The sequence below is a fragment of the Arthrobacter halodurans genome, from assembly GCF_041877255.1.
Classification (GTDB): Bacteria; Actinomycetota; Actinomycetes; order Actinomycetales; family Micrococcaceae; genus Arthrobacter_N; species Arthrobacter_N halodurans.
On the sequence record NZ_JBHDLJ010000005.1, the window covers coordinates 70393 to 87798 of the forward strand.

At 72.0% G+C, this 17406-nt stretch carries 20 protein-coding genes and 1 riboswitch; of the genes, 15 read left to right on the forward strand and 5 right to left on the reverse strand.

The genetic code is table 11. The features are described 5' to 3' along the window. The first annotated feature begins 62 nt into the window (after nucleotides 1–62). Nucleotides 63–151: riboswitch (SAM riboswitch) on the forward strand. Nucleotides 152–261: 110 nt separating this feature from the next. The 7 genes from ACETWP_RS08005 to ACETWP_RS08035 all read left to right on the forward strand — a co-directional run bounded on the left by ACETWP_RS08005 (nucleotide 262) and on the right by ACETWP_RS08035 (nucleotide 7136). Further along, complete coding sequence (locus ACETWP_RS08005) at nucleotides 262–1053, forward strand: methionine ABC transporter ATP-binding protein (protein WP_373971704.1); 792 nt, start codon at nucleotides 262–264, stop codon at nucleotides 1051–1053. Beyond that, nucleotides 1046–1750: a methionine ABC transporter permease gene (locus tag ACETWP_RS08010; protein WP_373971705.1), complete on the forward strand. Its 705-nt coding sequence runs from the start codon at nucleotides 1046–1048 to the stop codon at nucleotides 1748–1750. The genes ACETWP_RS08005 and ACETWP_RS08010 overlap by 8 nt, the downstream gene beginning before the upstream one ends. 57 nt (nucleotides 1751–1807) lie before the next feature. Next, nucleotides 1808–3241: an NtaA/DmoA family FMN-dependent monooxygenase gene (locus tag ACETWP_RS08015; RefSeq protein ID WP_373971706.1), complete on the forward strand. Its 1434-nt coding sequence runs from the start codon at nucleotides 1808–1810 to the stop codon at nucleotides 3239–3241. Continuing rightward, nucleotides 3238–4152, forward strand: a complete 915-nt coding sequence (locus ACETWP_RS08020; RefSeq protein WP_373971707.1) for a MetQ/NlpA family ABC transporter substrate-binding protein — start codon at nucleotides 3238–3240, stop codon at nucleotides 4150–4152. The genes ACETWP_RS08015 and ACETWP_RS08020 overlap by 4 nt, the downstream gene beginning before the upstream one ends. Before the next feature lie 92 nt (nucleotides 4153–4244). Continuing rightward, entirely contained in the window at nucleotides 4245–5597 is a 1353-nt protein-coding gene (locus tag ACETWP_RS08025; protein WP_373971708.1) for an acyl-CoA dehydrogenase family protein, read from the forward strand. Between the two features lie 65 nt (nucleotides 5598–5662). Continuing rightward, nucleotides 5663–6535, forward strand: a complete 873-nt coding sequence (locus tag ACETWP_RS08030; protein ID WP_373971709.1) for a MetQ/NlpA family ABC transporter substrate-binding protein — start codon at nucleotides 5663–5665, stop codon at nucleotides 6533–6535. A 190-nt stretch (nucleotides 6536–6725) separates the two neighbouring features. After that, on the forward strand, nucleotides 6726–7136 hold the full coding sequence (locus ACETWP_RS08035; RefSeq protein WP_373971854.1) for a CoA-binding protein: 411 nt from the start codon (nucleotides 6726–6728) through the stop codon (nucleotides 7134–7136). A gap of 4 nt (nucleotides 7137–7140) precedes the next feature. Here the strand turns inward: ACETWP_RS08035 and ACETWP_RS08040 are convergent, their stop codons facing one another. Then, on the reverse strand, nucleotides 7141–7944 hold the full coding sequence (locus ACETWP_RS08040) for a DUF1206 domain-containing protein (protein WP_373971710.1): 804 nt from the start codon (nucleotides 7942–7944) through the stop codon (nucleotides 7141–7143). A 23-nt stretch (nucleotides 7945–7967) separates the two neighbouring features. Here ACETWP_RS08040 and ACETWP_RS08045 point away from each other — a divergent pair, with 23 nt between their 5' ends. Further along, nucleotides 7968–8360: an MmcQ/YjbR family DNA-binding protein gene (locus ACETWP_RS08045; RefSeq protein WP_373971711.1), complete on the forward strand. Its 393-nt coding sequence runs from the start codon at nucleotides 7968–7970 to the stop codon at nucleotides 8358–8360. Nucleotides 8361–8383: 23 nt separating this feature from the next. Beyond that, nucleotides 8384–8719, forward strand: coding sequence for a putative quinol monooxygenase (locus ACETWP_RS08050; RefSeq protein WP_373971712.1), 336 nt, complete (start codon nucleotides 8384–8386; stop codon nucleotides 8717–8719). Here ACETWP_RS08050 and ACETWP_RS08055 read toward each other — a convergent pair. After that, on the reverse strand, nucleotides 8716–9774 hold the full coding sequence (locus tag ACETWP_RS08055; protein WP_373971713.1) for a hypothetical protein: 1059 nt from the start codon (nucleotides 9772–9774) through the stop codon (nucleotides 8716–8718). The two genes, ACETWP_RS08050 and ACETWP_RS08055, sit on opposite strands and share 4 nt — an antisense overlap. Before the next feature lie 91 nt (nucleotides 9775–9865). On the opposite strand from ACETWP_RS08055, the gene ACETWP_RS08060 reads away from it, so the two are divergent. The 6 genes from ACETWP_RS08060 (at nucleotide 9866) to ACETWP_RS08085 (ending at nucleotide 15568) form a co-directional block, all read left to right on the forward strand. After that, nucleotides 9866–11326: a DUF1990 family protein gene (locus tag ACETWP_RS08060; protein WP_373971714.1), complete on the forward strand. Its 1461-nt coding sequence runs from the start codon at nucleotides 9866–9868 to the stop codon at nucleotides 11324–11326. Continuing rightward, nucleotides 11319–12017 carry a TetR/AcrR family transcriptional regulator gene (locus ACETWP_RS08065; protein ID WP_373971715.1) on the forward strand — a complete coding sequence of 233 codons (699 nt, stop codon included), beginning with the start codon at nucleotides 11319–11321 and terminating at the stop codon, nucleotides 12015–12017. Before ACETWP_RS08060 ends, ACETWP_RS08065 begins: the two co-directional genes overlap by 8 nt. Nucleotides 12018–12129: 112 nt before the next feature. Beyond that, complete coding sequence (locus ACETWP_RS08070; protein WP_373971716.1) at nucleotides 12130–13299, forward strand: YihY/virulence factor BrkB family protein; 1170 nt, start codon at nucleotides 12130–12132, stop codon at nucleotides 13297–13299. 176 nt (nucleotides 13300–13475) lie between these two features. Continuing rightward, nucleotides 13476–14015 (forward strand): DUF2231 domain-containing protein, encoded by a 540-nt coding sequence (locus ACETWP_RS08075; protein WP_373971717.1) that lies wholly within the window; start codon nucleotides 13476–13478, stop codon nucleotides 14013–14015. 123 nt (nucleotides 14016–14138) lie between these two features. Beyond that, nucleotides 14139–14516, forward strand: coding sequence for a PadR family transcriptional regulator (locus tag ACETWP_RS08080; protein WP_373971718.1), 378 nt, complete (start codon nucleotides 14139–14141; stop codon nucleotides 14514–14516). After that, nucleotides 14513–15568, forward strand: a complete 1056-nt coding sequence (locus ACETWP_RS08085; protein WP_373971719.1) for a sulfite exporter TauE/SafE family protein — start codon at nucleotides 14513–14515, stop codon at nucleotides 15566–15568. Before ACETWP_RS08080 ends, ACETWP_RS08085 begins: the two co-directional genes overlap by 4 nt. A 57-nt stretch (nucleotides 15569–15625) precedes the next feature. Here ACETWP_RS08085 and ACETWP_RS08090 read toward each other — a convergent pair whose 3' ends face one another. The 3 genes from ACETWP_RS08090 to ACETWP_RS08100 form a co-directional block, all read right to left on the reverse strand. Then, entirely contained in the window at nucleotides 15626–15853 is a 228-nt protein-coding gene (locus tag ACETWP_RS08090) for a DUF2630 family protein (protein WP_373971720.1), read from the reverse strand. A gap of 124 nt (nucleotides 15854–15977) precedes the next feature. Next, the gene (locus ACETWP_RS08095) at nucleotides 15978–16721 is read right to left on the reverse strand and encodes an ANTAR domain-containing protein (protein WP_373971721.1); all 744 of its coding nucleotides are present in this window, start codon (nucleotides 16719–16721) and stop codon (nucleotides 15978–15980) included. A gap of 205 nt (nucleotides 16722–16926) precedes the next feature. After that, complete coding sequence (locus tag ACETWP_RS08100) at nucleotides 16927–17178, reverse strand: hypothetical protein (RefSeq protein WP_373971722.1); 252 nt, start codon at nucleotides 17176–17178, stop codon at nucleotides 16927–16929. Nucleotides 17179–17406: the final 228 nt, after the last annotated feature.

A 17406-nucleotide genomic window follows, 5' to 3' on the forward strand; every position in this document is an offset into this window, starting at 1 on the left:
GTTGGTGGATCGAAGAAAGTGCGATTCCATGGAATCGACGGCGGGGCACGCTCCGCCGTCGCACACCATCCAGAGCGGCCGAGAGACCTGGCTCATTGACGCCGCAGCAACCACCCTTCGGGGCCGGTGCTCATGCCAGGACCGATGGAGAATTCTTTCCACCACGTTCGGTCCGCTCGGACGCGCACCCCTGCCCGGGGCACGCGCCGCCCGGCCGCCGCGCGGCGGATTCTCTTCTCGGGACGACCTGAGGAGCATGACATGATCAGCATCCGGGACGTCTCGACGGTCTTCACGACCGCCGGGACCGACTTCACGGCCGTGGACCACGTGTCCCTGGAGATCCCACGGGGATCCATCCAGGGGATCATCGGCTTTTCCGGGGCGGGCAAGTCCACGCTGTTGCGCAACATCAACCTGCTGGAGCGGCCCACCTCCGGGCGGGTGTCGGTCGACGGGACCGACCTCACCGCGCTGGGGGACGAGGAGCTGCGCCGCGCCCGGCACCAGATCGGCATGATCTTCCAGCACTTCAACCTGCTGAACAACCGCACGGCGCAGCAGAACGTCGAGCTGAGCCTGAAGTTCGCCGGCGTCGAGAAGAAGGAGCGCCGGCGTCGGGCCAAGGAGGCCCTGGCGATCGTGGACATCGCGGACAAGGCCGATTCCTACCCGGCCCGCCTCTCCGGCGGCCAGAAGCAGCGCGTGGCGATCGCCCGCGCGCTGGCCACCGAGCCCAAGGTGCTGCTGTGCGACGAGCCGACGTCCGCGGTGGACCCCCGCACCACCGCCTCCGTGCTCCAGTACATCTCCGACATCAACGCCCAGCTGGGCATCACCACCGTGATCGTGACCCACGAGATGAACGTCGTGAAGGCCATCGCGGACAACGTCGCGATCCTCGAGGAGGGGCGGCTCGTGGAGCGCTTCGACCTCGCCGAGCTCGACCGGCCCGGATTCCGCCCCGCGACGGAGATCGGCCGCTACCTGATCTCCGACGACATCACGCTGGACCGCGCGGCGCGCGCCACGAAGGAGCTCTCCCATGCCTAGCCCGATCCTTCCCGCCAACACCACCGCGCTGGACCTGAACCGCGTCGCCGAGCTCTGGCCGGAGATCGTGCTGGCCATGGGGCAGACGTTCGCCATGCTGATCGTCGCGATCCCGCTGGCCGTGCTCGCCGGGACGCCGCTGGGCATCTGGCTCTATTCGATGTCCCCGCACGGACTCAAGCCGCGGCCGCGCCTGCACCGGGTGGTCGACTCGCTGGTGAACACCATGCGCTCGTTCCCGTTCCTGATCCTGCTGATCGCGATCATCCCGGTCACCCGCTTCATCGTCGGCACCACCATCGGCACGGCCGCGGTGATCGTCCCGTTGACCATCAACGCGATCCCCTACTTCGCCCGTTTCGTCGAGCAGAACCTCACGCAGCTCGGCTCGGGGGTCGTCGAGGCCGCCCGCGCCATGGGCGCCACGCGTGGGCAGATCGTGCGCGACGTGCTGCTGGTCGAGGCGAAGCCGGCGCTCATCGGCTCCATCACCATCATGACCGTGAGCTTCATCAGCTACTCGGCCATGGCCGGACTGGTTGGCGGCGGCGGAATCGGTGACTTCGCGATCCGGTACGGCTACTACCGGTACGAGACCGCCGTGATGTTCTTCGCGATCGTCCTGATGATTGTCCTGGTCCAGGCCGTCCAGATCGGCGGGACCCGCCTGGCCCGGACGCTCGACAAGCGCCACTGACCCGCGGTCCACATCCCGCCGTCCCGCGCCCCCACCCCACCCCTCCCTAGGAGAACCATGCCTTCCACCGGATCCTCCGGGCGTCCGCGCCTGCTGCTCAGCGCGTTCCTGATGAACACCCCCAGCCACATCCTGGGTGGCCAGTGGCGCCATCCCGAGGCGCAGCAGCACCGCTTCAACGAACTGTCGCTGTGGACCGACCTGGCCCGCCAGCTCGAGGACGCCAAGTTCGACGCCCTGTTCTTCGCCGACGTCGTGGGGCTCTACGGCGACCACGACGGAGGCTGGGCCTCCCACGTCCGCCGGGGCCTGCAGGTGCCGGCCAACGACCCCCTGGTGCTCGCCTCCGCCCTGGCCGCCGTGACCAGCGACATCGGGTTGGCGCTGACCAGCTCGGTCATCCAGTCCGACCCGTTCCAGCTCGCCCGGCAGTTGTCGACGCTGGACCACCTCTCCGGCGGCCGGGTGGCGTGGAACATCGTCACCAGCGTCCTGGACAACGCCCACCGCAACTTCGGGGCCGACGGGCTCACGGCCCATGCCGACCGGTACGACTGGGCCGACGAGTACGTCGACGCGGCGTACAAGCTGTGGGAGGGATCGTGGGACGACGGCGCGGTGCTGGCCGACAAGGAGCGCGGGATCCACGCCGACCCCGCGCGGGTCAACAAGATCAACCACCGCGGCGCGCGCTACTCGATCGACGGCCCGCACCTGGTGGCGCCGAGCCCGCAGCGCACCCCGTTCCTGTTCCAGGCCGGCAGCTCGCCGCGGGGAAGCCGCTTCGCGGCGGCCAACGCGGAGGCGACGTTCCTCTTCGCGCCCAACCCCGCCCACGCCGCGGGCAAGGCGGCCGCCGTGCGCGCCGCCGCGGTGCGGGCCGGGCGGGCGGCGGGCGACGTGACCGTCTTCGCCGGCCTGTCCTTCGTGGTCGGCGGAACCGAGGACGAGGTGCGCCGCAAGCGGGACGAGTACAACGAGTACCTGGACCTCGACGCGCTCGTCGCCCACATCGGCGGCGGACTCGGGATCGACCTGGGCGGGATCCCGCTGGACACCCCGCTGGGCGACGTCGAGACGGAGGGCGGGCGGGGCGTGCTCGAGGCTGCCCGGGCCTCGGTGCCCGGCGGCAACCCGACCATCGCCGACCTGGCCCGCTACCGGGCCGAGTCGATGCAGGTCGCCGGCACGCCGGAGCGCATCGTCGACGAGCTGGAGCGCTGGCAGGACGCGGGGGTGGACGGGATCAACATCATCAACCAGATCCTCCCTGGGTCCTACACCGACTTCATCGAGGGCGTCGTGCCGGAACTGCGGCGCCGCGGCCTCGCCCAGACCGAGTACGCGCCCGGGACCCTCCGCGAGAAGGTCTTCGGCCGGGGCCCGCTGCTTGAACCCACCCATCCCGCCGCCCGCCACCGCGGGGCGTTCACCCACCTTTCCGCCGCGGCAGACCAGGCCGCGCCACTCGCCACAGGAGCCACCCGATGAAGACCACCGCCCCCCGATCCGCCGCGCGCCGATCCGGCACGGCCCGCCTCGCCGCCGTCGCGGCCGCCGCCCTGGCAGCCACGCAGCTCGCGGGCTGCGGCCTCGTCGGCGGTTCCGCCGGCGCCGAGGCGGGCGGGGACAAGACCATCACGCTCATCGCCACCGAGTCGGCCCCCTTCCAGGAGCCCCTGCGTATCGCCGCGGAGTCCCTGGCCGAGGACGGCTGGACGCTGGAGACGAAGTTCGTGACGGACATCGTCCAGCCCAATATCGCCGTGGCCAACGGCGAATTCGACGCGAGCTTCTTCCAGCACGTCGCCTACCTCAAGCAGTTCAACGAGGACAACAACCTGGACAACGAGGCCTCCTTCTACGTCTACGGCTCCCCGGCCGGCATCTACTCGGCCACCCACGACGACATCGACGACCTGCCGGACGGGGCGAAGATCGCGCTGCCGGTGGACCCGGCGAACAACGGCCGCGCGCTGAAGCTGCTGGACCGCGCGGGCAAGCTCGAGGTCGCCGAGGGCAAGCCGGTCACCCACATTTCCCAAAAGGACATCCTCGACAACCCGCACGGCTACACGTTCGTCGAGGTCGACCAGCAGTCGCTCGCCACGACGCTGCCCGACGTCGACGCGGGATTCCTTTTCACCCGGCTCGCCGGGGAGCTCGGGCTCACCACCGAGCAGGCACTGCTGTTCGAGGAAGACGACGAGCAGTTGCCGTACCGCGTCGTCGTGTCCGGCAAGCCCGGCTTCAAGGACAGCGAGAAGGGCGAGGCCCTGCGGTCGGCGCTCCAGTCCGACGAGGTCAGGGAGTGGTTCGAGGGCTACATCGGGGGCGCCCTGACGACCCCGTGGGACAGCACGCCCGCGGAGGACCTTCCGAAGTGGGCCGGCGGGGAGTAGCCCGCCCGGGGCGCCCACGCCCGCCCCGGCACGCCCCCGACACGACCTCCCGAGACTTCATCCCGACGCGACACCCCAGGGGACAGGAACCAATGACCCACGCCACGCACGCAGCACGCCCGACGCGCGAATCCGCCGCGGGACGCGGATCCAACCGGACGGAAGCATCCGGCGCGAGCCACGACATCCACCGCGCCGGCCCGGCCGGCTATGCGGAACTCCACCGCCGCTTCGCGCCGGTCTTCGCCGGGATCGCCGAGGGGGCGCTGGAGCGCGACCTCCACCGGCAGCTCCCCTTCGAGGCGGTGGCGCGGCTCGACGACGCCGGGTTCGGCGCGCTGCGCGTCCCCGCGGAGCACGGGGGAGCGGGCGCGAGCGTGGAGACGTTCGCCCGGCTCCTGATCGACCTGGCCGCGGCGGACTCCAACGTCGCGCACCTGTACCGCTCCCACTTCGGCTTCTGCGAGTCCTTGCGGTGGCAGGCCGACGGCGTCCGCCGCGACTGGTACGCCCGCATCCTCTCCGGGCAGACCGTGGGCAACGCCTCCACCGAACGCGGCGGAAACGCGCTGGGTACGCTGAACACCACGCTGTCCCGCGACGCGGACGGCTGGGTGCTCGACGGGGCGAAGTACTACGCCACCGGCACCATCTTCGCCACGCACACGCGGGTCAGCGCCGCCGTCCCCGGCGAGGCGGGACGCGTGTTCGTCGTGGTGCCGACCGCGGCGGACGGCGTGGGGGTCTCCGACGACTGGGACGGCTTCGGGCAGCGGCTGACCGGCACCGGAACCGCGACCTTCAGCGGCGTCCGGGTCGAGGACGCCGACGTCTTCGACCGGGTCTCCGGCACGGCGGAGGCCGTCCACGAGGCCGCCTTCTTCCAGCTCGTCCTCCTCGCCGTGCTCGCGGGGATCGCCCGGGCGGCCCGGGACGACGCCGCGGCCACCGTGGCCACCCGCACGCGCACCTTCAACACCGGCAGCGGCCTGCCGTTCCGCGAGGACCCGCTGATCCAGCAGCTCGTCGGGCGCATCGCGTCGAAGGCCTACGCCGCCGAGGCGACCGTGCTGGCCGCCGCGCGCAGCCTGGACCGCGCGCTGGCCGCCTCGCCGGACCGGCCCGGCGAGGCGCCGCCGGAGGCCCATCTCGCCGAGCTCGAGGTCGAGCAGGCCCAGGTGATCGTCCCCGAGCTGGCCCTGGGCGCGGCCCAGCAGCTCTTCGAAACCGTCGGGGCCTCCGCCACCTCGAGCGCCAAGGGACTGGACCGGCACTGGCGCAACGCCCAGACGGTCGCGACCCACAACCCGATCGCCTTCCGCGCCCGCTCCGTCGGCGACTATTTCGTCAACGGGACGCTTCCCGAGGGCCTCAACGCCATCGGCGAGGCCCCCGCGACGTCCCCCGGGGGCGCGGCCCCGACCGCGGCCCCGGCCGGTCCCTGAGCCGGTCTCACGGAGCCCGCTCCGCCGCATCCGCCCCACCGAAACCCGAGCACAGGAGAAACACCATGGAACGCCGCACCTTCCTCAACGGGGCCCTCGGCCTCGGCGCCCTCGCCGGGCTCGGAGCCCTCACCGGCTGCGGGCTGGTCGGTTCCGCCGGCGCCGCGGACGACAAGACCATCCGGCTGATCGTCACCGAGTCCGCGCCGTACCAGGAGCCCACCAAGATCGCCCAGAGGATCCTCGAGGGCCAGGGGTGGACGGTGGAGGCGAAGTACGTCACGGACATCGTCCAGCCCAACATCGCGGTGGCCAACGGCGAGTTCGACGCGAACTACTTCCAGCACGGCGCGTACCTGCAGCAGTTCATCCAGGACAACGACCTGGACCTCGAGGCCGCGTTCTACGAGTACGGCTCCCCGGGCGGCATCTACTCCAACCGCCACGCGTCCCTGGAGGACCTCCCGGACGGCGCGAAGATCGCGCTGCCGGTGGACCCGTCCAACAACGGCCGCGCGCTGGCGCTGCTGGCCAAGGCCGGTCTGCTGGAGCTGGCCGGCGACAAGAGCGTGATCCACCTGTCGCAGAAGGACATCGTCGACAACCCCCGCGGGTTCGAGTTCGTCGAGGTGGACCAGCAGTCCCTCTCCAAGACGCTCCCGGACGTCGACGCCGGTTTCCTGTTCGTGCGGCTCGGTGCCGAGATCGGGCTGACTCCGGACGACGCCCTGGCGTTCGAGGAAGACGCCGACTCGCTGCCGTACGTCTGCGTCGTGGCCGCGAAGCCCGGCTTCGCGGAGACGGAGAAGGGTAGGGCGCTCGAGGCCGCCTACCATTCGGACGAGGTCAAGGAATGGTTCGCCGGGTACCTCGGCGGGGTGCTGCCGACCCCGTGGGACCGCGATCCCGCGGCGGACCTCAAGGAGTGGAGCGCGTAGCCGGCGCGGACGTCTCCCGAAGAGCGGCCGTCCCCCGAAGAGCGGCCGGTGCGCGGGGTAGCGTGGGGGCATGACCGAGCTGCCACCGCCCCGCCCCGAGCCGTCCCGCCCCGAGCCTTCCATCGCCGAACCGACGATCGCCGAACCGACGCTGGAGGAGCCGCGGCTCGCCGAGCCGGAGCTGTCCGCCCTGCACGTGAACGACCGCGAGCTGATCCGGCGCCTGCTCACGACGCCGGCGCGCTGGGCCGTGGTGGGGCTGTCCAACAATCCGCGGCGCGCGGCCGTGGGCGTGTCCCGCTTCATCCGCGACGAGCTGGGGATGACGATCGTCCCGGTGTCGCTCAAGGGCGACGACGTCCACGGGGAGCGCGGCTACACGCGCCTCGCGGACATCCCGGGCGGCGTCGACGTCGTCGACTGCTTCGTGAACTCGCGCAAGGTGGGCGCGGTGGTCGACCAGGCCATCGAGATCGGCGCGCGCGCCGTCTGGCTGCAGGTCGGCGTCGTCGACGAGGCCGCCGCCGCGCGCGCCAAGGCAGCGGGCCTCGACGTCGTCATGGACGCGTGCCCCATGATCGAGGCCGCCCACCTGGTGTAGCCGGCTAGTCCATCTTGTCGTAGCGCGCCCGGAACAGCAGGTAGACGCCGTAGGCGATCAGCCCGATCCCGATCGCCGCGAGGGCCGGGACGCCGAAGGGCTGGTCGCGGACGGCCCGGAGCGCGCCGTCGATGCCGGTCGAGTCCTCGGGGTCGTGTTGGAGGGTCGCCACGATGAACAGCAGCCCGAGGGCCGCGAGCACCAGGCCCTTGGCGACGTAGCCGACGACACCCGTGACGGTGATGATCTTGGCCTGGCGCGGGTCCCCGGGCACGGACAGGTCCCGCTTGAAGCGCTGGCTGACGCCCTTGTAGACGTAGTAGGCCGCCATGCCGATGAGCCCGGCGCCCGCGGCCAGCAGCGCGAAGTTGCCGACAGGGTTGGACATGAGCTCCGCGCTGATGCCGCTGGTCTTCTCCCCGGAATCCTCCCGGCCGCCCATGGCGTAGGTGCCGAACGTGGCGCCGATGGCCAGGAAGACGACGCCGGTGCCGGCGTCCTTGAGCCGGCGCGTCGCCTTGTCGGTCCCCTCGAACACGGCTTGGGAGATGCTCCAGATGCCGAGGACGATGCAGCCGACGAAGCACACCCACAACAGGGCGCCCCCGAGCGGCTGCCGGGCCAGGGTGTCCAGCGCGCCGCCCTGGTCGGCCTCGCCGGATCCGCCGAACGCCATGCTGATCGCGATGCCACCGATGAGTCCGTGCAGGACGGCGTTGCCGACGTAGCCGAACCGGGCGACCCGTTCGAACCAGGGGCTGTTGGTGGCGTTCTGGACCGCGTCCGCGGCCTCTTCGGATTTGCTCATGCGCTAAGCATAGGATTCACCGCGTGAAGTATCACGATGCCCGCGAGGCGTGCCTGTCGCTGCCCGGAACCTTCGAGGATTTCCCCTTCGGGGCGGACACCGCCGTCTTCAGGGTGCGCGGCCGCGCCGACGGCCCCGCGCGCCTCTTCGCCCTGCTCTGGGAGGGCCCCGCGGAGGGGTCGGCACGGGTGAACCTGAAGTGCGAGCCGGAGCTGGCGGCGCGGCTGCGCGCGGCCCACCCGGAGATCACACCGGGGTACCACATGAGCAAGCGGCACTGGAACACGGTCGACTGCTCCGGGGCCTTGGACGAGTCCACGATCCGCGACCTCATCGAGGACTCCTACGACCTGGTGGTGGAGCGCCTGCCGCGCGCCGACCGCGAGGCCCTCGGCTGGCGCGGGATGGCGCGCTGACCGGGGCTCGGTAGGCTGGGGACATGATTTTCATCGTCGTGAAGTTCAAGACCACGCCCGAGTACACCGAGAGGTTCCTGGACCTGGTGGGCCCGTTCACGCTGGCGACCCGGGCCGAGAAGGGCAACCTCTGGTTCGAGTGGTCGCGCAGCGTCGAGGATCCGGCCGAGTTCGTGCTGGTGGAGGCGTTCCGGGACGGCGCCGCGGAGGCCCACGTCACCAGCGAGCACTTCGCTGCCGGGCTGGAGGCCATGCGCCCGGCCCTCGCCGAGACGCCGCGGATCGTCAGCCGCCAGGTCGACGGCGAGGGTTGGGAGCGGATGGGCGAACTGCGGATCGACGACCAGCCCTCTGCCTAGCCCGGCGCGGTCTTCCAGCGGGCCGTGAAGGAGCCGTAGCCGCCGTCGCGCTTGCAGACGCCGTCGATCCCCTCGCCGCGCCGCTGGTTGTCGAGGTCGGTCGCGCCGAGGTCCTTGAGCGTGCACAGGTAGTCGCCGAGCACGCGGACCGTGGCGCCGCGGCGCTCGTCGTAGAGCTCCGCGATCCGCGCGGTGTGGTAGATCTCCAGCACGGTGTCGCAGTCGATGTTGATGGTCTTGTAGCTGAACGTGGCGCCGTCGCAGTTGGCGCCGGTGGCCCGGTCCGGGTGGTAGTCCAGCGAGCGGAACATGGCCAGGAGGTCCGCGTACTCCTGGGTGTAGACGTACTCCTTCGCCGCCGCCAGCGCCGCGTCCTGCTGGGTGGGGCGGCGTGCGTCGGGGTCCAGCGCCAGGACGCCCTGGAAGAGCAGCGGACCCGCGAGCTTGGGCGAACCCTGGATGCCTCCGCCCAGCGGCACCGCGCCGCCGGGCGCGGTCTTCGCGGTCACCGGGACGCCGGCGGTCAGGCCATAGACGGCCTCGGACTCGGCGTTCGGGTGGGTGGTCAGGTCGAACACGATCCGCGCCTTGGCGGAATCCACGAGGAGCGGCACCCCCGGGGCCGGCACGGAGTCGAGGGGCGTGAACGTCGACCCGGGCAGGGCCTGCGACGTCGCGTCCCCGGGGTTCTGCTGCAGGGTCGCGAGCTCCGTGCCGTCGGCGTTGAGCACGCGGTAGGCGGTGATGCCGGTGCTCGACGTCCCCTCCGAGGCCGGGACGGGCTCCATGGTCCACTCCGCGCGGATCTTCAGCGACACGTCGCCCGCGCGGGTGGTGGCGGTCTTCCACTCGTCGGCGGGTGCCGCGGTGGCCCGGACGGAGGGGGAGGCGGACGCCGGCGCGGCCTCGCTGGGGAACGCCTTGGGGAAGACGTCCCGGGCCACGCCGCAGCCGGACAGGGCGAGACCCACCGCCAGGCAGGCCGCCAGCGCGCGGCCCGCGCGCACCGCCGTCGTTCCGCGGGCCGCGCCACACCCGTTTCCGTCGCTTCTCATGCCACCAGAGTAGCGAGGGCGATGCGCCCGGCGGCGCTTCGATGCCGGATCGCAACAGTGCGGGCCGGGCGCGACCGGATAGGCTCGTGCCATGGATGTCCTGGGGCCGCTGCGAAACCGCCTGCGCCTGACCTTCGCTGGTCAGGCCGAGGGCGTGCCGGCGTGGGAGACGGAGCTCGAGCGCGGCGACGACGGGGGATTCTTCGTCCCCGGCTCGGCGGTGTGGACCGTCAACGGGGGCATGACCCCCATCGCCGCCGGCATCCGCGCCCTGCTGTTGCAGGCGCTGCACCCCGGGGCGCTCGCCGGCGTCGCCGAGCACTCCGACTACCGGGCCGATCCGCTGGCCCGCCTGGCGGGCACGATCCGCTGGATCTTCACCGTGACCTACGGGGACACCGCCGCGGCGCGGGCCGCCTGCGAGCACGTCCGCCGACGCCACGCGCCGGTGACCGGAACCTACGTCGACGGCCGGGGCGCCGACCGCCGCTACTCGGCGAACGACCCGTCCCTCGCGGAATGGGTGCACATCGCGTTCACGGACGCGTTCCTGCGCAGCTACGAGCATTTCCGCGGGCCGGTGCCGTCCGCCGTGGGTGGCGCAGACGCCTACGTGCGCGAGTGGGCGGTCGCCGGCGAGCTGATGGGCGTGCCGAACCCGCCGCGCAGCGACGCCGAGCTGCGCAGCCGTCTCCAGGAGTATGAGGACGCGGGGCTGCTCGCGGGCGGGCCGCGGGTGGAGGAGGTGGTCCGGTTCCTGCGGGAACCGCCCCTGGACCCGATGCTGATGCCCGGCTACCGCCTCCTCTTCGCCGCGGTCGTGGACACCCTCTCGGACCGCCAGCGGGCGCTGCTCGGGCTGCGCAAGTCCGGGATCCCGCTGCCCCGCGGCGCCAGCATTCCGCTGCCCACACGGCTGGGCGGACGCGTGGCGCTGCGCGTCGTGGGTGCGGCCCTCGAGCGGCACAGTCCCAGCGAGCAGGCGGCGCGCCGCCGCCTCGCGCGGCTCGGCCGGCCCGCCGACCTGACCTACCCGGAGCACGGCCTGACGCTGACGCACCAGGCGCCCGCCGGCTACCGCGTGGCCCGGGAGCGGATCCGCGTGGGGGAGGGACCCGAGGCCTTCCGCCGCCTGTCGGACGCCATCATGGAATGGGACCTGCACCGCGGCGCGGGTCTGCGGGTCCGGGCGGACACCGAACGCGCGAGGCCGGGAAGCCGCGTGGTGAGCGGTTTCGGAGCGGGGCCGCTGCGCCTGCCGGCGCCGTGCCGCGTGGTCTGGTGCGTCGAGGAGCCCGGACGCGCGGGGTTCGGGTACGGCACGCTGCCGGGCCATCCGGAGTCGGGCGAGGAGTCCTTCCTGGCGGTCCTGGAGCCCGACGGCGGGGTCTACTTCGAGCTGTTCGCGTTCAGCCGCCCGTCGTCCTGGCTCTACCGGCTGGGGAATCCCGTGGCCTCGGCCTGCCAGCGGATCGTCACCCGGGGATACCTGCGGGCCGCGCGGGCGTACGCTGGAAGCCCAGCCACGACGGAAGGAGCATCTCGTGAGTGATTCCGAATCCGCGGTCGAGACCCGGCCCCAGGGCAGGAGACGCCTGGAGCGACGCATGATCCTGGATGCCGGCGCGGCCTTCATCGACGAACACGGCCTGCGCCAGCTGTCCATGCGGCAGCTCGGGGCGCAGCTGGGCGTGGAGGCGATGTCCCTCTACCGCTACGTCCCCTCGCGGGAGGACCTGCTCGACGGCATCGTCGAGGTGGTGCTGGACGAGCTCTCCGACGACCCGGACGTGCACCGCGTGCCGACCGACGGCTGGCAGGACTATCTGGTCCGGCTGGCGCACGGGCTCCGCCGCATCGCGCTGGCGCATCCGCTGGTCTTCCCCCTGGTGGCGACGAGGCCGCCCGAGGCCCCGTGGATCCGCCCACCGCTGCGCAGCCTGCGCTGGATCGACTCCTTCCTGGCGGCCCTCAAGGGCTCCGGCTTCGGGGACGAGGCAGCCGTCGCGGCGTACCGCGCCTTCAGCAGCTTCCTGCTGGGCCACCTGCTCCTCGAGGTCGAGGCCATGGGTGCGGAGATCAGCCCGGTGTCCACGTCCGAACCCTCGTCGGAAACCTCCACCGACCTCAGCGAATACCCGCACGTCGAACGCCTGCAGGAGCAGCTCTCGGAGGACCGCTCGGCGCAGGAGTTCGAGGAGTCGCTGGAGAACCTCCTGGAGCGGCTGGCCACGCTGCTCTGAGTCCGCCGGGACGCGCCCGGCCTTGCGTCCGCCGCGCCATTGTGATCCGCTTACGGTGTAAATGCGTACCGGGGCTCCCCGGCGCGGCAGCGAAAAAATACTGGAGGGCTCCATGCCAGGCATATCCCGATCGGCAGGGGACGGCGCGTCCGCCGCCCGCGACGACAGCGCGGCCAAGGCCGCCCGAGCCCCCGCGGCGGAGGACGACAGGAAACCGGACAGCCCCACGGACGTGGGGAAGCCGGCGTGGGGCTACGCCCTCAAGCGCACCCTCCGGGAATTTTCCCGCGACGAGTGCACCGACCTCGCGGCCGCGCTCACCTACTACGGCGTCCTCTCGATCTTCCCGGCCCTGCTGGCGCTGGTGTCGCTTCTCGGCGTCGTGGGACAGGCCGAGCAGACCACGCAGACGCTCCTCTCCGTGATCGAGGGCGTCGCCGACCCCTCGGTGGTCGAGACCCTCCGGCAGCCCATCGAGCAACTGACGTCGGCGCCCGCCGCGGGGCTCGCGCTGATCGCCGGCCTCGCCGGCGCCATCTGGTCGGCCTCGGGCTACGTGGGAGCGTTCGGCCGGGCCATGAACCGGATCTACGAGATCGACGAGGGCCGCCCCTTCTGGAAGTTGCGTCCCGTGATGCTGTTGACCACGCTGGTCATGCTCCTGCTGACCGTGGTCATGGGCATCCTGCTGGTGGTCTCCGGCCCGCTGGCACGGACCATCGGCGACGTCGTCGGGCTCGGCGAGGCTGCCGTCGCCATCTGGAACATCGCCAAGTGGCCGCTTCTGGTGGCGTTCGCGGTCCTGCTGATCGCGGTCCTGTATTACGCCACCCCGAACGTGAAGCAGCCCAAGTTCAAGTGGATGAGCATCGGCTCGCTCATCGCCCTGCTGGTGCTGGCCCTTGCCTCGCTCGGGTTCTTCTTCTACGTCTCCAACTTCGGGAACTACAACAAGACCTACGGCGCGATCGGCGGCGTGATCGTCCTGCTGCTCTGGATTTGGATCGCCAATCTCTCCCTGCTCTTCGGCGCCGAGTTCGACGCCGAGCTGGAGCGCGGGCGCCAGCTGCAGGGCGGCATCGAGGCGGAGGACTCCATCCAGTTGCCGCCCAGGGACACCGCGGCGAGCGAGAAGAAGCTCGAGAAGCGGCGGCAGGACATCGACCGGGGCCGCGAGCTGCGCGAAGAGGCCGCGGACACGGAGGACGGCGACGGCGCCGCGGACCGCGGGCGACGCGAGGCCGGCACTGCCCCCGAGGCCGGCGAGCGCGGGCGCAGCTGACCCGTTCCCGGCGGCACACAGGATCCACCCAGAAACGGAACCTAGGGTGGAAACACCTCTCAAGGTGCGAGTGGTAAATTGCACCGGCCCGTGGTTTCGGACGCCTCCTTGTCCATCGGGCCGGTGCAACACCGCGAGGCCTATGCAGTTGCCCCGCCCCGTCGTACCCTGACGGCGTGAACACTCTTCCATGGCCGCAGCGGCTGGCCCGGGCCGTGGGCGAGAGCCCCGTCTCGGAGCGGGTGGCTGCCGCCCAGGAGCTCGTCTACAGGCCGGTACTCGAATGGGCCCGGCGCAGCCCGTTCCACACCGCGGTCCTGGGACACTCCGTGCATCCCCCGCTCACCGACCTGACGCTCGGGGCCTGGGTCGGCGCTTCCATCCTCGATCTGGCGGGAGGGCCCCAGTCCCGCCGGGGCGCCACGCTCCTCGTCGCGGTGGGGCTCGGGGCGGCCGTCCCGACGGCCTTTGCGGGCGCCGGCGACTGGGCGGAGACGAAGGGCGCCGAGCGTCGGATCGGGGCGGTGCACGCGCTGGGCACCGACACCGCGGTCTTCCTTTTCCTCGGCTCGCTGATCGCCCGGCAGTGCGGCCGCCACGCCCTCGGCACGGGCCTCGCCCTCGCGGGGAACGCGGTCGCGGCGGGAGCGGGATTCCTGGGTGGGCACCTGGCTCTCAGCCACGGAACCGCGCGCCGGGGCCCGCCGCCCGTCTGAGGGCCCTTCGCCCGGCGGGGCGCGATCCGCGAGACCGATCGAGACCATGGGGCGCGGTAGCAAGAGCGGGCAGGAACGGATTCACTAGTTGCTGATCAGAGTAGTTCATGTGATGGTTAGTGTATGGACGACATGGACCTCACCGCCGAGTGGCTGCGCGGGTTGTTGGGCACGTGCGCCCTCGCGGTGCTGGCCGGCGGCAGCGCGCACGGCTACGCGGTGGTGCAGCGGCTGCAGTCGGCCGGGATCGGCCCCATCAAGGGCGGCGCGCTGTACCCCGTGCTGAATCGGCTCGAGCGGGACGGGGCCGTGACCGCCGAGTGGCGTGAGGGCGAGGGCGGGCCGGGCCGGAAGGTCTTCACCGTCACCGCGCGGGGCCGCGACCACCTCGAGGCCCTCCGCGACGGTTGGGGCCCCTTCAGTCGTTCGGTCGGGGGGCTCCTCGATGCCCCACCGGCACCGGCCGCTTCCGCACCGGCCGCGGAAGGGGAAACGCCATGACGCTTCGGAGGTCCGATACCTGGCCGAGTCCGAAGGACCGGGACTGGGGCGACAGGTTGCTGTTCAGCCTGACCATGACGCACTCCGTGCCGGCGGCGGTCGCCGCCGAAGCGGTCGGCGAGGCGCGGGAGGCCTGCCGCGAGACGGAGCGCGCGGCCGCCGAGCTCTTCGGCGACGCGGACGCCTACGCCCGCGAAGTCGCCCGTGACCGCGTCCCCGTCGAGGAGCGCGCCGGCGTCGACCTGGAGGGCGGCACGCCCCGGGACCGGTGGATGCTCCTCCTGCTCACCGCGGGATCGTCCCTCGGGATCCTGAGCGTCATGCTCTTCTTCGGCTCGGGATGGACCGCCGAGGTGGGTCCCGCCCACGCGGTGCTGTTCAGCGGGGTCCTGGCGGCGTGGATCGGGGCCCACTGGGGGATGCTTGAGCGCAGGGCCGGACGGCTGCGACGGGGATGGCAATGGTGGGTCGGTTCCGTGGCGGGAATCGCCGCCGCCTCCACGGGAGCGGTGTTGCTCAAGGGCCGAGACCCGTTGTTCGAGTTCCCCGTCGTGGCACTGCTGCTGTTGTCGATCGCTCTCGTGGTCCTCGGCGCACGGCGGAAACCGCGGCCCGTTCCCGTCGGGGACGCCTCCCGGACGCTGTCTCCGGACGCATGGTTCGGACATCTCGGCGGTCTGCTCCGCGGCCGCTACTACCTGCCGCGGGAGAGCGTGCGGCGCCACGTCGCCGACGCGAGGGGCCACTGGCGGGACAGCGGAGCGTCTCATCCGCAGGACGAGTTCGGCCCGCCGGAGGTGTATGCCCTCGAACTCCTCGACGGCTCCTCCGAACCCGAGCGCGGGCGTGGGCTCGGCACCGCGTGGTTCTACACCGTCATGGCCGCGTTTTGGGGCTTCAACGTCGCCTCCTCCGCGATCGAGTCCGAGGACGTGTGGGGAGTTGTGTGGCGGGGCGCCGCCCTGCTCGTGTTCGCCGCGCTGGCCGCCGGGGCCTGGCGGGGGCACGTGTCGCGCTCGAGGACGCGCAGCGCGCGGGCCGTCCGGCCGTAGCCCCGGGTCGCGCGGAGCACGCTGCGACGGGTCCCGGCGTCGCGGCTTTTCCGGCGTCTAGCCCCTGCCGTCCGTGCCCCCGACGGTTCGTCCGTCGCGGCGGGGAAGCAGCAGGTCCGAACACCGGTCCAGTTCCTGTTCCACGTTCTGCAGACGGTCTTCTCGGTGAGCGTCCTCCGCAGGTGCGGCCGTGGTGGCGTCGCGGGCGGCCTGGCTGCCGAGCCACTGTTCTTCGCTGACCAAGTCCGCGACCACGTCGAGGGCGTCGGGGTCGGGGTTGTCCATTGCTTTCGCTCCTTGGTAAGACCGATTTGCTTTTCCAGTTCCAGCATCATGCTATCCCCGTACGCGCCGCCGGGGGAGGGGCCACGGGGCATGGCGGCCGGTCGGCGCTGTGGCGGCGGCGTCGTTAGTCCTTGAAGTACGCCTCGGACGGTTCGCCGCCGACGGACCGGACGATGTGCTCGGCGAGGTCCCGGATCTTGGTGTTGCGGTGGGAGGACGCCGCGCGGAGCATCTCGAACGCCTCCTTCTGGCCGCACCGGTTCTGGGCCATGAGGATGCCGGTGGCCAGGTCGATCGGGGTGCGCGAGGCCAGGGCGGTCTTGAGGTGGTCCCGGCTGTCGGCGAGCCGGCCGATCCGCACGGCCAGGAGCAGCGACGCGGCGGCTTGCCGGGCGTAGCCCTGGGCGTCGGCGAGGGTCTGCTCCCCGAAGGCGTGCGGGGCGGTGGCGTAGAAGTTCAGGGCCCCGGACGCGTGGTCGCCGAGGTCCAGCGGCACGCCGAGGATGGATCCGATGCCGCGTGGGGCGATGGCGTCGAGGTAGGGGCGCCAGCGCCGCTCGAGGCGCACGTCGGGCACCGAGACCAGGGTGCCGGTGCGGGCGGCGCTGAGGCAGGGGCCGTCGCCGTGGTCGTATTGGAGCTCGTCCAGCTCGAGCGCCTGGCGGTCGCTGCTGGCGACTGTGGCCATTTTCTTGTCCCGCAGCAGCGTGGCGCCGCAGTGCACGGTCGCGGGGCCGGTGGAGAGGGTCTCGGCGGCGTGGGCGGCGAGCTGGTGCAGGAACCCGTCGACGTCGGCGCTGGCGAGGACGAGGTCCTGCAGGGCCGCCGCGACCGGAGTGTCGGGGCGGGCGTCGGCGATTTCGGTCATGACGGGTTCCTTGCCGCGTCATGGCCGGCGGGCCGCGGGGTGTGGCCACGGGGCGGGCGCGTTCTTTCCCACCATTAAACGCCCGGGCGGCCCGGCTCACCAGATGGGAGCCGACCCATCGCGCCCGCGGTGACGCGTCCGGCGTCGGACCGGCGCGGTCCCGGACGGCCGGCAGCGGCGGCCGGGGCCGGGCCGAACGTTGGGTTCAGGCGACCGGCGTGTCCGAGGACGTGTCACCGGCGGCGGACGCCGGGCCGAGGGTGACCGTGACTTCGACCTCGGTTCCGGATTCGCGCACGCTCAGATGGACGCCGCGGTCGAAGAGCGCGCTGGCCGCCTCGTCTTCGGTGCCTCCATGGAGGCCAGAGAGTTGTGTGACCGCCTCGGCGAGGGCGCGGCCCCAGTCCCTGGGGTGCGGGCTGGTGGCGGTGACGGTCACGGTGTGGGGCGAGGACATGGTGCGGTTCTCCTTGCGTGGAAGGGATGCTCCGTGCCCAGACGGCCGGATGGCGCTCCGTCGGGGCGGGGAGGCGCGAAGGGCGGCGCCGCCGGTCCTGGATGGTCCGTCGGCCCCGAGGTTGGGGGCGATTCCATGCAGGAGCGCCGACGCGTCGGGCTCGATGTGTCGGGCCCGGGTGAGGTCGATGAGCAGCCGATGGTCCCCGGCGAGACGCAGGCCGCGCAG

What these genes read in the sequence shown, in the direction of transcription:
- ACETWP_RS08005 (WP_373971704.1), top strand. Translation starts at nt 262, where the DNA reads ATGATCAGCATCCGGGACGTCTCGACGGTCTTCACGACCGCCGGGACC.
- ACETWP_RS08010 (WP_373971705.1), top strand. Translation starts at nt 1,046, where the DNA reads ATGCCTAGCCCGATCCTTCCCGCCAACACCACCGCGCTGGACCTGAAC.
- ACETWP_RS08015 (WP_373971706.1), top strand. Translation starts at nt 1,808, where the DNA reads ATGCCTTCCACCGGATCCTCCGGGCGTCCGCGCCTGCTGCTCAGCGCG.
- ACETWP_RS08020 (WP_373971707.1), top strand. Translation starts at nt 3,238, where the DNA reads ATGAAGACCACCGCCCCCCGATCCGCCGCGCGCCGATCCGGCACGGCC.
- ACETWP_RS08025 (WP_373971708.1), top strand. Translation starts at nt 4,245, where the DNA reads ATGACCCACGCCACGCACGCAGCACGCCCGACGCGCGAATCCGCCGCG.
- ACETWP_RS08030 (WP_373971709.1), top strand. Translation starts at nt 5,663, where the DNA reads ATGGAACGCCGCACCTTCCTCAACGGGGCCCTCGGCCTCGGCGCCCTC.
- ACETWP_RS08040 (WP_373971710.1), bottom strand. Translation starts at nt 7,944, where the DNA reads ATGAGCAAATCCGAAGAGGCCGCGGACGCGGTCCAGAACGCCACCAAC.
- ACETWP_RS08050 (WP_373971712.1), top strand. Translation starts at nt 8,384, where the DNA reads ATGATTTTCATCGTCGTGAAGTTCAAGACCACGCCCGAGTACACCGAG.
- ACETWP_RS08055 (WP_373971713.1), bottom strand. Translation starts at nt 9,774, where the DNA reads ATGAGAAGCGACGGAAACGGGTGTGGCGCGGCCCGCGGAACGACGGCG.
- ACETWP_RS08060 (WP_373971714.1), top strand. Translation starts at nt 9,866, where the DNA reads ATGGATGTCCTGGGGCCGCTGCGAAACCGCCTGCGCCTGACCTTCGCT.
- ACETWP_RS08070 (WP_373971716.1), top strand. Translation starts at nt 12,130, where the DNA reads ATGCCAGGCATATCCCGATCGGCAGGGGACGGCGCGTCCGCCGCCCGC.
- ACETWP_RS08080 (WP_373971718.1), top strand. Translation starts at nt 14,139, where the DNA reads ATGGACGACATGGACCTCACCGCCGAGTGGCTGCGCGGGTTGTTGGGC.
- ACETWP_RS08085 (WP_373971719.1), top strand. Translation starts at nt 14,513, where the DNA reads ATGACGCTTCGGAGGTCCGATACCTGGCCGAGTCCGAAGGACCGGGAC.
- ACETWP_RS08090 (WP_373971720.1), bottom strand. Translation starts at nt 15,853, where the DNA reads ATGGACAACCCCGACCCCGACGCCCTCGACGTGGTCGCGGACTTGGTC.
- ACETWP_RS08095 (WP_373971721.1), bottom strand. Translation starts at nt 16,721, where the DNA reads ATGACCGAAATCGCCGACGCCCGCCCCGACACTCCGGTCGCGGCGGCC.
- ACETWP_RS08100 (WP_373971722.1), bottom strand. Translation starts at nt 17,178, where the DNA reads ATGTCCTCGCCCCACACCGTGACCGTCACCGCCACCAGCCCGCACCCC.